Source organism: Bosea sp. BIWAKO-01, from assembly GCF_001748145.1.
Taxonomy (GTDB): domain Bacteria; phylum Pseudomonadota; class Alphaproteobacteria; order Rhizobiales; family Beijerinckiaceae; genus Allobosea.
This window is the reverse complement of sequence record NZ_BCQA01000001.1, coordinates 2,082,873-2,096,103: the sequence shown is the minus strand read 5'-3', so window position 1 is coordinate 2,096,103 and position 13,231 is coordinate 2,082,873. Positions and strand designations below refer to the sequence as shown.

12 protein-coding genes and 1 pseudogene are annotated in these 13,231 nt (G+C 64.6%); 2 read left to right on the top strand and 11 right to left on the bottom strand.

The annotated features are described in order from the left end of the window. Positions 1-113 precede the first annotated feature (113 nt). On the top strand, positions 114-956 hold the full coding sequence (locus BIWAKO_RS09590) for a LysR family transcriptional regulator (protein ID WP_244523395.1): 843 nt from the start codon (positions 114-116) through the stop codon (positions 954-956). A 147-nt stretch (positions 957-1,103) separates the two neighbouring features. Further along, entirely contained in the window at positions 1,104-2,498 is a 1,395-nt protein-coding gene (locus tag BIWAKO_RS09585; protein WP_069878514.1) for an amidohydrolase family protein, read from the top strand. A gap of 102 nt (positions 2,499-2,600) precedes the next feature. Here the strand turns inward: BIWAKO_RS09585 and BIWAKO_RS09580 are convergent, their stop codons facing one another. The 11 genes and pseudogenes from BIWAKO_RS09580 to BIWAKO_RS36615 all read right to left on the bottom strand — a co-directional run. Beyond that, complete coding sequence (locus tag BIWAKO_RS09580) at positions 2,601-2,936, bottom strand: cytochrome C oxidase subunit IV family protein (protein WP_069878513.1); 336 nt, start codon at positions 2,934-2,936, stop codon at positions 2,601-2,603. A gap of 9 nt (positions 2,937-2,945) precedes the next feature. Next, positions 2,946-3,668, bottom strand: a complete 723-nt coding sequence (locus BIWAKO_RS09575; RefSeq protein ID WP_069878512.1) for a heme-copper oxidase subunit III family protein — start codon at positions 3,666-3,668, stop codon at positions 2,946-2,948. 12 nt (positions 3,669-3,680) lie between these two features. After that, positions 3,681-4,400, bottom strand: coding sequence for a cytochrome c oxidase subunit 3 (locus BIWAKO_RS09570; protein ID WP_141740033.1), 720 nt, complete (start codon positions 4,398-4,400; stop codon positions 3,681-3,683). 12 nt (positions 4,401-4,412) lie between these two features. Next, positions 4,413-6,173, bottom strand: coding sequence for a cytochrome c oxidase subunit I (locus BIWAKO_RS09565; protein ID WP_069878511.1), 1,761 nt, complete (start codon positions 6,171-6,173; stop codon positions 4,413-4,415). 63 nt (positions 6,174-6,236) lie between these two features. Further along, positions 6,237-7,052 carry a cytochrome c oxidase subunit II gene (locus tag BIWAKO_RS09560; RefSeq protein WP_069878510.1) on the bottom strand — a complete coding sequence of 272 codons (816 nt, stop codon included), beginning with the start codon at positions 7,050-7,052 and terminating at the stop codon, positions 6,237-6,239. 435 nt (positions 7,053-7,487) lie between these two features. Continuing rightward, positions 7,488-7,877: a c-type cytochrome gene (locus BIWAKO_RS09555; RefSeq protein ID WP_069878509.1), complete on the bottom strand. Its 390-nt coding sequence runs from the start codon at positions 7,875-7,877 to the stop codon at positions 7,488-7,490. A gap of 127 nt (positions 7,878-8,004) precedes the next feature. Beyond that, positions 8,005-8,757, bottom strand: coding sequence for a siderophore-interacting protein (locus tag BIWAKO_RS09550; RefSeq protein ID WP_069878508.1), 753 nt, complete (start codon positions 8,755-8,757; stop codon positions 8,005-8,007). Beyond that, positions 8,754-9,860, bottom strand: coding sequence for an ABC transporter substrate-binding protein (locus tag BIWAKO_RS09545; protein WP_069878507.1), 1,107 nt, complete (start codon positions 9,858-9,860; stop codon positions 8,754-8,756). Before BIWAKO_RS09545 ends, BIWAKO_RS09550 begins: the two co-directional genes overlap by 4 nt. Positions 9,861-9,870: 10 nt before the next feature. Next, positions 9,871-12,117 (bottom strand): TonB-dependent receptor, encoded by a 2,247-nt coding sequence (locus BIWAKO_RS09540; RefSeq protein WP_244523394.1) that lies wholly within the window; start codon positions 12,115-12,117, stop codon positions 9,871-9,873. 156 nt (positions 12,118-12,273) lie between these two features. After that, complete coding sequence (locus BIWAKO_RS09535; RefSeq protein ID WP_244523631.1) at positions 12,274-12,957, bottom strand: FecR family protein; 684 nt, start codon at positions 12,955-12,957, stop codon at positions 12,274-12,276. 126 nt (positions 12,958-13,083) lie between these two features. Next, positions 13,084-13,227 (bottom strand): annotated as a pseudogene (locus BIWAKO_RS36615) (FecR/PupR family sigma factor regulator); the annotation flags it as partial. Between the last annotated feature and the right edge of the window lie 4 nt (positions 13,228-13,231).

Here is a 13,231-nt window from a genome sequence, read left to right as displayed (position 1 = left end):
CGCAGTGCCGCGGATATGCGTGCGGGCTCACCTTGGCCAACACCATCGGCACCACCTAGTATCGGGTCATCGGCCCATGAGATGCTGGCGGCGGGCGCATGAATCGCTATCCGATGTTCAACCCGCAGTTGCTGCTCAGCTTCGTCGCGGTCTGCGAGAGCCAAAGCTTCACCCGCGCCGCCGACCGCGTGTCCCTGTCGCAGTCCACCGTCAGCCAGCAGGTCAGGCGCCTGGAGGAGATGCTGGGCAAGCCGCTGTTCGAGCGCTCCTCGCATCAGGTCGAGCTGACCGAGGAGGGCGGCCGGCTGCTGAGCTATGCACGACGCATCATCGCCCTGAACGAGGAGGCGCATGACGCCTTGACCGGCTTCTGGCGCGACGGTGTGCTGCGGCTTGGCATGCCGGAGGATTTTACGGTCCCAACCGTCGACCTGCTGGCGGCATTCAGCCGTGAGCAACCGCATCTGCGGCTGGACGTCACCAGCGGCCTCAGTGCCGATCTGCGCGGCGCCTATGAGCGCGAGGAACTCGACTTGATCCTGGTCAAGCAGCGCCGCCGTCAGCCGCCGCGCGCGGCCAGGCTCGAACCGCTGCTGTGGCTGGACAGCCAGGCTCACCCGGCTATCGAACGTTCGCCGGTGCCGCTGGCGGTGTTCCCGCTCAACGGTCTCTATCGCGAGGAGCTCTGCCAGGCGCTGGACAGCCTCGGCATTCGCTGGCGTGTAAGCTACAGCAGCGCCAGCCTGGCGGCGCTGGCTGCCGCCTCCGCCGCCGGGCTGGGCGTGACCCTGCTGCCGGCCGGCTGCCGGCTGCCCGACCACCGAATTCTGGGCACGGCAGAAGGCCTGCCGGAGGTGAACGATTTCGAGCTGGCGCTGTATTACCGCGACAACGCTCCTGCAGCGGCCGTCGTGCTGGCGGAAAGACTGGCCGAGTTCTGCCGGCTGGAGCGGTGAGTGAACCGGATTGGCGCTGGCGCGTGGCCCTGACGGGCGTCATTGCCAAATCGAATAGTCATCATTGGCAAATATCGCTGCCAACCCGGGCGGCCCATTCGTAATCTAGGGGCTGAAAAGACCAACCCCTGGGTTAAGGAAACGAACGTGGAACGTGTCCATCAACAAAGCCGCAGGAGCTTTCTCAGCCAGACTGGAAAGCTCACCACCGCCTGCGCGGTCATCGGCTTGGCCAGTGGTGCTGCACAGGCAGCACCGGCCAGCACGGGCCGCCCCGCATCCGAGGCTGGAGCGACCACGCTGACCGATCGTCATTACTACCTGAGCGACGTGCGGCTCGAAGAAGGCTTCGAGTATGACGGCGACACGGTGATCGGCACCCGCACCGCGCTCCATACGCTTGAGATCAAGGACGGCAAGATCGCCGCGCTGCACCCGGCAAACACCACTCCGCCCGCCGGCGTGCCGCTCTATCAGGTGCACGGCCAACTCATGCTGCCGGCGATGCGCGACATGCACATTCACCTGGACAAGACGTTCTACGGTGGCCCGTGGCAGGCGCCCCGACCGCGCCAGGGCAAGACCATCATGGACATGATCGCGCTCGAACAGAAACTGCTCCCCAAGCTGCTGCCGACCTCGCAACAGCGCGCCGAGCAGCTGATTGCCCTGCTGCAGTCCAAGGGCACGACCGTGGCGCGCAGCCATTGCAACATCGACCCGGTCAGCGGGCTGAAGAGCCTGGAGCACCTGCAGCGCGCGCTGGAGAATCACCGCAGCGATTTCAGCTGCGAGATCGTCGCATTCCCGCAGCACGGACTGCTGCATTCCAAGGTCGACGGCCTGATGCGCGAAGCCATGCAGATGGGCGTGCAATATGTCGGCGGCCTGGACCCGACCAATGTCGACGGTTCGATGCAGAAATCGCTCGACGCGATGTTCCAGATCGCTCTCGATACCGGCAAGGGCGTCGACATTCACCTGCATGAGACCAATCCGGCAGGCGTGGCTGCGATCAACCACATGATCGATACAGTGGAGAAGAATCCGGCACTGCGCGGCAAGGTGACCATCAGCCACGCCTTCGCACTCACCACGCTTGCTCCGGAGGCCCTGGCCGAAACCGCCTCCCGTCTGGCGGCACAACAGATGACCATCGCCTCGACGGTGCCGATCGGCGGCCTGATGATGCCGCTGCCCCGGCTGAGCGAAGCAGGCGTCTTCGTGATGACCGGGACCGACAGTGTGATCGATCACTGGTCGCCATTCGGTTGCGCCGACATGCTGGAAAAAGCCAACCTGTATGCTCAGCTCTACCGTGGCAGCGATGAGTACCGGCTGTCGCGCGCCATGGCCATCGCCACAGGCGGGGTGCTGCCCCTGGACGATAAGGGCAATCGGGTCTGGCCGAAGGCTGGCGATGATGCGGCCTTCACCCTGGTCGGCGCCAGTTGCTCCGCCGAGGCGGTCGCCCGCCTGCCGGCACGCAGCGCCACCTTCCATCGCGGGCGCATGGTCTATGGCAGTGTCGGCAACGCCTGACAGCGGGCCGCTCTTTCGCTCCCTGCGGTCTTCCGGGGCTGTAGGGAGCGTCCGCCGGGCGCGGGCGGTTTCGTCGAGCGGCGCGTCGGGTCGCTCTGCACGTCAGCTCGTCGCGAAGAACGCCAGTCGGGTCAAGAGCGTGTAGTGCGCTTCCAGGACCATGATCGCGACGAAGACCATCAGCACGACAGGCGGCAGCAGGATCGCGTAGGAGAGTGCCAGGCGCTCCCAGGCCATGTGCATGAAGACCGCGATGATCAACCCTGCCTTCAACGCCATGAAGAGCAGGATCAGCGACCAGCGCAAGTAGCCGACAAGGCCTAAATAATCGACCATGTAGGAGCAGGCGCTGAGGATGAACAACCACGCCCAGACGACGAGATAAAGCCGGATGGGATGCTGCTTTGTATCGCCATGCGGAGTATTTGACTGAGCCATGTCGACCTCTCACCAGAGATAGAACAGCGCGAAGATGAACACCCAGACCAGGTCGACGAAGTGCCAGTACAGGCCGGTGATCTCGACGATCTCGTAGCGGCCCTTCCGGCTCGTGAAGAATCCGCGGCGCTCCTGGTCGAAATCGCCCCGCCAGACCTTCCGCGCGATGACGAGCAGGAAGATCACGCCGATCGTGACATGGGTGCCGTGGAAGCCTGTGATCATGAAGAAGCTCGAACCGAATTGCTCGGCGCCCCAGGGATTGCCCCAGGGACGGACCCCTTCCGCGATCAGCTTCGACCATTCGAAAGCCTGCATGCCGACGAAGCTCGCGCCGAGCAGGGCGGTCAGCAGCATCAGGATGGCGGTCTTCCGACGGTCGCGCCGGTAGCCGAAATTGACCGCCATCGCCATGGTGCCGCTGCTGCTGATCAGCACGAAGGTCATGATGGCGATCAGGATCAGCGGCAAGTGGTGGCCGCCGATCTCGAGTGCGAAGACTTCGCTCGGATTGGGCCAGGGTATGACGGTCGACATCCTCACCGTCATGTAGGAGATCAGGAAGGTCCCGAAGATGAAGGTGTCGCTGAGCAGGAAGATCCACATCATGGCCTTCCCCCAGGAGGCCGTCTTGAACGCCCGCTGATCCGAGGACCAGTCCGCGACGATACTGTTCCAGCCGGCGGGATGCGTGCTTCCGGGCTTCAGGACGGTCGGCGATAGCTCGTTCATCGATCGCGCCTCCTAGCTCAGTAATCCGCGACAAATCTCGATCAGGTCGTCGGTCCAGCGCATCAGCAGGCTGAAGAGAACGAGCCAGACCAGCAGCAGGAAATGCCAGTAAATCGCGCAGAGCTCGACGCTCAGGCGCAAAGCGCCGGATGCCTGCGGGGTACCTCCGCCTGGGTCGAAGGACCGGATCGTCGTCCGCCCCAACGCCACGAGACCTCCAAGCATGTGCAGGCCATGGATTGCCGTGACCAGATAGAAGAAGGCGCTGGCCGGGTTCGCCGCGTTGAAATAGCCGGCAGCCGCGAGTTCGCGCCAGGCGAGCACTTGTCCGGCCAGGAAAGCGAGCGAGCACACCCCTGCAGCCAGCAGCCCGGAGCGGATGCTCGCTGGTTCGTCGCAGCGCGCTGCGATCACCGCCGAATGCAGGGCGACACTGGCGAGCATCAGCAGCCCGGTGTTGAACCAGAGCACGATCGGCATCGGCAGCGAGCGCCAGTCCGCCATGCTCATGCGCATTGAATAGGCACTGATCAGGAGCGCGAAGAGCGAGCCGGCGACCGCGAGGAAGGCGCCGAGGCCGAGCTTGGCGATCACCGGGGATCGCGGCCTGGTATCTCGGGCCTCGTCGATGACCCCGACTTCGAGCCAGGGCTTGGCCGCCAGCCGCTGATGCGACAGCCACCAGCCGGCGAGCGTTGCCATCAGGATCATGAACAGGACGATGACGAACACGATGCAGCCTCCTCACACCGTTCGTGGATCGGGAGGCTGGTTCTGCGGCAGGAAATCCTCTGCTGCGCCGGGCACGCTGTAATCATAGGCCCAGCGATAGACCACCGGCAGCGTCTTGCCCCAGTTGCCATGGGCTGGCGGCGTCTCGGGCGTCTGCCATTCCAGCGTGGTCGCCCGCCAGGGGTTGCCTCCGGACGGTCGGCCTCGCTTCAGGCTCCAGGCGAGATTGAAGACGAATATGAGCTGGGCGGCGCCGACGATCAGCGCGACGATGGTGATGAAGGCGTTCAGCGTCGCGGTCGATGCCGGCACGAAGGCCATGTCGCCGATCTCGTGATAGCGGCGCGGCACGCCCATCAGGCCGATATAGTGCATCGGGAAGAAGATCAGATAGGCGCCGAGGAAGGTGGCCCAGAAGTGCAGCTTCCCGAGCGCGGTATCGAGCATCCGCCCGGTGACCTTGGGATACCAGTGATAGATCGCGCCGAAGATGACGAGGATCGGAGCGACGCCCATCACCATGTGGAAATGGGCGACGACGAACATCGTGTCCGAGAGCGGCACATCGACGACGACATTGCCAAGGAATAGCCCGGTCAAACCGCCATTGACGAAGGTGACGATGAAGCCGAGCGCAAACAGCATCGGCACGGTGAAATGGATGTCGCCGCGCCAGAGCGTCAGCACCCAGTTATAGACCTTGAGGGCGGTCGGAATCGCGATGATCAGCGTCGTGGTCGCGAAGAAGAACCCGAAACTGGGATGCATGCCGCTGACATACATGTGGTGCGCCCAGACGACGAAGCTGAGTGCACCGATCGCCACCAGCGCCCAGACCATCATGCGGTAGCCGAAGATGTTCTTGCGCGCATGGGTGCTGATCAGGTCGGAGACGATTCCGAAGGCCGGCAACGCGACAATGTAGACTTCAGGGTGCCCGAAGAACCAGAACAGGTGCTGGAACAGGATCGGGCTGCCGCCACGATAGGAGAGCTGTTCTCCCAATGCCACGATTGAAGGCATGAAGAAGCTCGTGCCGATCAGCCGGTCGAGCAGCATCATCACCGCTCCCACGAAGAGGGCCGGGAAGGCGAGCAGCGCCATCACGGTTGCGGTGAAGATGCCCCAGATGGTGAGTGGCATGCGCATCAGCGTCATGCCCTTCGCCCGGCCTTGCAGCACGGTTACGACATAGTTCAGCCCCCCCATGGTGAAGCCGATAATGAAGAGGATCAGCGAGACCAGCATCACGATGATGCCCCAGGGCTGCCCGGGCGTATTGGCAAGGATCGCCTGCGGTGGGTAAAGGGTCCAGCCGGCCCCTGTCGCTCCGCCAGGCACGAAGAAGCCGGCGACGAGCACCAGCACGGCCAGCAGATAGATCCAGTAGCTCAGCATGTTGGCATAGGGAAAAACCATGTCGCGCGCGCCGAGCATCAGCGGGATCAGGTAGTTGCCGAAACCTCCGAGGAACAGCGCGGTCAGCAGGTAGATCACCATGATCATCCCGTGCATGGTGATGAGCTGGTAGTAGCGCTCCGGGTCGATGAAGGAGACGAGACCGGGAAAGCCGAGCTGCAGCCGCATCAGCCAGGACAGGACGAGGGCGACAAGGCCGATCGCCAGCGCCGTCAACGAGTACTGGATCGCGATGATCTTGGCGTCCTGGGAGAAGACGTACTTCGTGACCCAGCTTCTGGGATGGTAGAGCTCGACATCCTCGACCTCGGCGGTCGATAGAGGTGCGACAGCGTCACTCGGCACATCGACCATCAAACTGCCTCCCGCTCTCCCTGAGATGCCATGCCTCGCCGGAGGCTCAGCCGTCACCCCTTCCTAGTTTCTCGCCTGAGCCCGCGCCGCCGCAGTGAGCTGCGCGAAGGTCTTCTGCTGCTGGAGCCAGCCGCGATACTCGCTCTCCGGCTCGACGACGACACCGCCGCGCATGAAGGTGTGGCCGGTGCTGCAGAGTTCGGCGCACAGCGCCTCGAACGTGCCGGTGCGGGTCGGCGTGAACCAGTAATAGGTGACGCTGCCCGGGATCATGTCCATCTTGGCGCGGAACTCGGGCACGTAGAAATCATGCACGACGTCGAGCGAGCGCAGCAGCACCTTCACCGGCTTGTCGAGAAGGAGGTGAAGCTGGTCGCCCTGGATGATGACGTCGTCCTGCCCGCGCGAATCCTTGGGGTCGAGGCCAAGTGGGTTCTCGGGGCTGACAAGGGTTACGTCGGTCGCGCCGAGCTGACCATCGGCGCCGGGCAGACGATAGCTCCATTGCCATTGCTGGCCGACGATCTCGACCGTTGCGGCATCGGCTGGCACCGTGACGAACTGCTTCCAGACGACGAGGCCAGGCGCTAGCATGGCGGCGACTCCGATCCCGGTCCCGATCGCGAGCCACCATTCGAGCCGCTTGTTTTCGGGCTCATAGGCCGCGCGGTGTCCTTCGCGGTGGCGGAAGCGGAACAGGCAATAAGCCATGAACAGCACCACGGCAGCGAAGACTGTGCCGGTGATCCAGAACGTGATGATGATGGTGTTGTCGATATAGTGCCAGTTGGAGGCGATCGGCGTCCACCACCATGGGCTCAGCAGGTGGAACGCCACCGAGCCGATCACAACCAGCGCAAGTACGACGGCAACACCCATGGTCGGTCACCTTTGCCTATGGGGTGATGAACGGGGTCCGGCGGGCGCCGCGACGCGATCGAGGCGTGGCGACGTCATAAAATCGGACTTCTTCGCGGCATGGAACCGAGACCGCCTGCCCATGGCGGCGTCGGAGAGCGGCATCAGCGGGTCGGGAAGGAAGACAGGTGGGATGGCGCAGAGGGATCGCGTGGCGCGGGCTCGGACGAGCGCGTCAACCGGCTTCAAGCGTCGCTTCCTGCTCGCCATCGCCGAACCTCCCGGTCCGTCAGACGATTGGGCGTCACATGTGACGCAAAGCTCCCGCCCAGGCTGCAAAGCGCATCGCTTCTCAGCCTATGGTCGATGAATAGTGTCCGACTGCGCTCGCTGGTTGTCAATCGAGGCCCCACCGGAGCCAGCTGCGCTATTGCCGCAGCTCAGCGCCGAGGGTGGCTATTTCTTCTTTCCCTCAGCGTCGTACTGCTTGAGGAAGGCGACGACATCATCGATTTCCTGTTCGGATTTCAGGCCGGCGAACACCATCTTGGTACCGGGAATCTTGGCCTGGGGAGCCTTGATGTAGTCGCGGAACGTCGACTCGTCCCAGGTGATGCCGGAATTCTTGTTGGCAGCCGAGTAGCTGTAGCCCTCGACCGATCCCGCGGGTCGCCCCAGCAGTCCGTTGAGCTTGGGTCCGACCGCGTTCTTCGCGGTCTCGCCGATCTGGTGGCAGGCGCGGCATCGCAGGAAGATCTTCTCGCCTGTGGTGGCGTCTCCTGCGGCCATGACGGGGTGGGAAAGGACTGGGAGAAGCAGTGCGGTCGTCAAGGCCAAGCGTATCATCGAAGGGCCTCCTTCGAGTTCGGATCGACCCGCTACAAACAGCACGCCGGCCCGCACAACCCGTGCGAGCTAACCCTACACTATCATTGGTGCAGCTCCAATCTGCCTAGGCTTGAAACCGCCTGCCTCAGTCATCGACATGGTCGTGCCCACCGATGCGGCCAGGACGCCAATATCCCTCGGACGCAATCTGATCCCGCCCCAGGCCGCGCCCGATCAGGTGATGTCGCTGGGCGCGGACATTGCTGGTCTCGCCAACGAGATAGGCGTGCCCGCGTCCCTCCGGGAGGATAAAGCTGCGCAGGCGATCAAGCACCAGCGTGTTCGGCCCCGCCGCCGCGCCGTTGCGATGCACCCACTCGACCGTCAGCGCCGCGGCGGTCTGAAGCGGCATTTCCGCCGCCGCATCCGAAACGTCGATCCAGGCAAAGGCGGCGTGTCCGGCCGGCATCGCCTCGAGGATGTGCTGGACGGCAGGAAGTCCGGTTTCGTCGCAGCAGAACAGATGCCAATCGGCCTCGGCATTGAGGGTCGTGCGGCCGCGCGGGCCTTGCGCGAGGAGGGTATCCCCGGGCTTGGCCGCTCGCGCCCAGTTTGGCGCCGGCGTGGCGCCATGCATCACGAAATCGATCGCGAGGCGCTTCTGCGATCGGTCGAACCAGCGGATCGTATAGTCGCGCCGGCCGGTGCCGCCGTCAGGCAGCGGCATGCGCAGGATCAGCGCCTGTCCGGGCGCATAGGAAAGCTCGTCCAGGTTCTCCGCCGTCACGACGACACGGCGCATGTGCGGCGCGATATCGAAGCTCTCGACGACGGAGAGCGTCCATTCGGACATGTCACGATGGCGTGCTGCGGCAGGTACGGGGGCCGACGACGTCATTTGAGGGAGATCCAGTAGGCGCCGTCCAGCGGGAAGGGCTGGAAGCGATCATGAAGGTCACGCAGCAACCGGTCGGAATCAAGGTCGGCGAAGAGCGTGGGATGCAGCCATTTGGCAAAGGCCTGCACGGCAACGATGTTGAAGGGAGAATTGTAGAAATGGTGCCAGATGGCGTGGGCGCGGCCATTCCTGACGGCAGCCAGCTCGGCGATGCCGATGCGCCCCATCGAGCGGGCAAGCGTTACCCTTGCAGCCTCGGCCGGAACTCCGGCGCCAAGCGCGAGCCATGGCCGGTCGAGACTGTCCACGCCGCCGATGGCAGTGCCGATATAGACGTCCGGCGGGTTCGCCAGAAGCCATTCGAGGGTGACGGAGCCCGCCTCGCCAGGCACCATTGCCTCGGCGATATTGATGCCTCCGGCAGCGCTGACGAAACGCCCCATCATGCCGCGCGTCATCGTCTCGCAGCAGCCGCTGTCGAGACCGACCCGGCTCTCGACGAAGACACGCGCGGGGGCGGGGCGGGCCCGGGCCAGCCGGTCCTCGACCTCCGCGAGGGCGGCCTTCCAGGCCGCAACGAATTCACCCGCCTCCCGCTCGCGTCCCAGCACCTTGCCGAGCAGTTCCATCGATTTCGGCGTGTTGACCAGTGGGTCGCGCCGGAAATCGACGAAGAGGATCGCGACGCCGGTGGCTTCCAGGGCGCGGATCACCTCGCCAGAGCGCGTATCGGGCCCGTGGCCATCGAGCCCGAAAATCGCGACCTGGGGCTGCAGAACGATGGCGCGTTCGATGCTGAAGCTCTCGCGCGAAGCACGACCGATGCGCGGGATCTCGGCGATGCGCGGAAACCTCGCGCGATATTTCGCGTAGGTCGCAGGGTCGACATCCTCGTAGTCGCCCATCATCCCGACGACGCGGCCGACCGGATCGGCCCGGTCGAGCACAGCGAGCGCCGGCACGTAGCGCCCCTCGCCGATCACGATACGCTCGACCCGGTCGGGGATCGTCACCATGCGGCCGGCAAGGTCCATAACCTGCTTCGCCGCAGCCTGAACCGGCGCGAGCAGCAGAGCGGCAACGAGAAGGCAGGTGCGCAGCATGGGCCTGTCCCTAGAACCTGGCCGCGGCACTAAGCACGAAGGCCCGGCCCGGCTGGTAGAGCGGCGTTACCGTGCCGAATTCCTGACCATAGGTCGCGCGATCGGCATAGGTCTTGTCGAGCAGATTCTTGACCTCGGCCCGGAAGGTCAGGCTCGAATAGTTTGCCGGCTTGTATTCGATGAAGGTGTTGACGACTTCATAGCCCTTCAGCGGCTGGCTGCCCGGCTGCACCTTCTTGTAGTCGAGCACGATCTCGACATCGGCGCCGACAGTCACACCCCATTGCTTGAAGGTATGGGTGCCAGTCAGGGTGATGACCTGCCCGATCGGCGTCGCGAGATAGGTGCCCGTATCGGAATCGGCGCGCTGCCCGTCGATCTTCACATTGATATCGGCATATTTGGCGCGGACGAAGCCGTCTTCCCAGGCATAGCCGAGGCCGATCTCGTAACCCAGCGACTCGACATCGCGAGTCAGGGTGCCGCTGGCGATGGCGAAGCGCGCCGCGCGGGCATTGTCCAGGGCGGTCCGAAAAATGCTGCCTTCCAGCGTGAAGCCCTGGTAACGCGCGATCAGGCCGGCCATGGCGTTGTCCGCCGTCACGGGCTTGATGCCGGCTCCATAGCGCCAGGCGGTGTTCATGATGAAGTTCTCTGCGAGCTGGATACCGCCCCAGCCATGCGAGTAGCCGGCTTTCACGGTCAGGAATTCCGGAATGATGTCGAACTCGCCAGAGATATTGCGGCTCAGCCCGGAATTATCCCATTCCTGGCCAGTCGTGCCGGTGAACCATTGCCGGTCGCCACGCAGGCCGAAGGAGATCCGTGTCCGCTCCCAGGGCTGCAGTCGCGCCTGGGCGTAGAGGCCGAGATTGCTCGCCCTCTCGTCTGTCCGGAAGTTGCGGTCCTTGTAGAGCGCCTTGTCCTTGTAGAAATCGACGCCGGCCGTGATGCTGCCCAGGCCGAAGCCGAAGCGGCTCTCGAACTTGGCGTTGAAGCTGTCGGTCTGGCCGTTGCCGGGATAGGTCACCGGAAGCGGGCTCGTACCGATCGGGCGTTCGAAGATCGGCGTGTCGACGTCGGTTACGCTGTAGGCGAGCACGGCCTTCGGGTCCCACCAGCCGTTCGGCGTGGTCCGGCTGTAGCTGAACACGGTGTTCTGCCGTTCGATGGTGTAATTGCGGATGCGCGGCTCCCAGGGTGGGCGCCCCGTGATCGCGCCGATATTGGCGCGGAACGGTCGGGGAGCATCATCGCGGACGCGCTCATGGCTGATCTGGACGCGATCGCCCGTCGGGGCCTCATAGCCGAGCTTGACGAGCCCACTGAGGATATCGGTCGAGGTGCCGCCGACCTCGCGGCCATTGCCCGCCTTGTAGTTGTCGCCCTTTCCGAGGGTGAAATAGCCGAGCGCATCGAACCCGTCATGGCGGGCATAGCCGGACAGGCTCGTGGTGAAAGTCCGGCCATTGGTGTTGAACATCGACTTGGCGTAGGCGCCGATGCCGTTGCCGCTCAGGAAATCGCGCGCATCCTTGGTCTCGTAGGCGATGGCGCCGCCGATCGCGCCCGGCCCGGCATCGGTTGGAGCGATACCCGCATCGACACGCACCGCCCTGAGGAAGGAGGGTTCGATCAGGGTCGTGGCGTTATGGTGGAAGACCTTGTTGTTCTGGCGGCTGCCGTCGATGGTGACCGCGAGATTGTTCTCTTCGACGCCATGGACATAGACCTTCTGGGTCGCGGGGATGGAGCCGCCGACCTTGATGCCGGGCTCGCTGGAGAAGATATCGCGGGTATCGGTCGGATTCTTACGCTCGAGCTCCCGCGATCCGATGACGATCTCGCTGACCCCGCCGCGCGCGATCGAGCCACCGGTGACATCGATCGTGTCGAGGGCGATCGCTCCCGGGGGAAGGGCCGCTCCTCCTGTCGCCGATGGGAGCGGTCCGGTGATGGTCACGACTCTTGCGCCGGTGAAGTGATAGGTAAGGCCGGTACCTGCCAGGAGCTGCTGCAAGGCCGCCTCTGGCGCCAGTGTCCCGTTCACGGCCGACGAGCGCTTGCCCGCGGTGGTGCTGGACGGTGCGAAGATCTCGATACGGCTCTGGCGCGAGAAGGCAATCAGTGCGGAAGACAGCGACTGCGCGGGGATGCTGGCGCTCGCTGCCGCGCCCGCGGGCGACTGGGCGTTTGCACGCTCCACCGCCCAGAACGAAGGAATGGCGGTTCCCGCCAGCAGCAGCGTTACCAGCACTGGACGCCTCGTCCGCGCGCGGCATTCTTCGGTCGTCATATCGCCAGAACCCTTGTCCCCGGATTGCGCGGAGACGCGGCATCGGGCGCGGCTCCTGATTCCGAAGACGCTGGCTCCGCGAAAAGTAATTAGTGCGGGGTACGGATTCTTGCGGGGTCAGGCCGGGACGAGCGCGATCAGCCAGTTCGTGGCGCGCAGGACGCGCAGGTCGAGGCTGCGGGCGATGCTGTCGAGCGCCGCATCGATATGGCGCGCGTCGAACACGGCCGTGACGCGTCGCTCGCCAAGATTGCTGCCGATCAGCTGGACATGTCCGCGGCGATAGCGGCGCAGCTCGGCCAGAACCGTGCTCAGCGGCGCATCATGGAAGACGAGCTGGTCCTGACGCCAGGCCTGAGCGCTGTCGAGATCGGCGGGACGGACCGGGGAGAGGCCTGCGCGATCGAAGCTGACCCCCTGGCCCTGGCTCACGCGAACGGGCTCGCCCCGCGCTGCGCTCACAGCCACCGTGCTCTCGGTGACGACAACCTCCACACCATCATCGGCCCGCAGCTTCACGTCGAAGGCCGTACCGAGCACCTCGACCTTGCCCTGTCCCGCTTCGACCACGAAAGGTCGGCCCGCATTCCTGGCAACCGTGAAGAAGGCTTCCCCGGCAACGAGCCTGACGCTGCGCTGCCCACCACCGAACGTCACATCCGCGGCGCTGCCGGGGCCCAGTTCCATCTGCGAGCCATCCGCGAGGCTGATGGTCCGACGTTCTCCGATGCCGGAACGATAATCCGCCAGCAGCCCCGCCGGTGCGAGTTGCCAGCCGGTGGCCAGGCCCAGCAGCACCACGGCTGCAGCCGCGAGGTGCCGCGCCGCTGATCGGCGAGGTCGCGCCCGTGGCTGAAGGCTGAGAGAACTCCGAGCCGATGCGCTGCCGGATACCGTGTCGAGGCGGCCCCAGATCTGCTCGAGCTCGTGCCAGGCCCGCTCATGCGCAGGGTCCGACTGAAGCCACGCCTCGAAAGCGCGGCGATCCCGCGTTCCCGCGTTCTCGTCGCGAAGTCTGACAAACCAGGCAATCGCTGCGTCCTCTGCCGATGACGGCTCGCTTGTGCCCATCAAC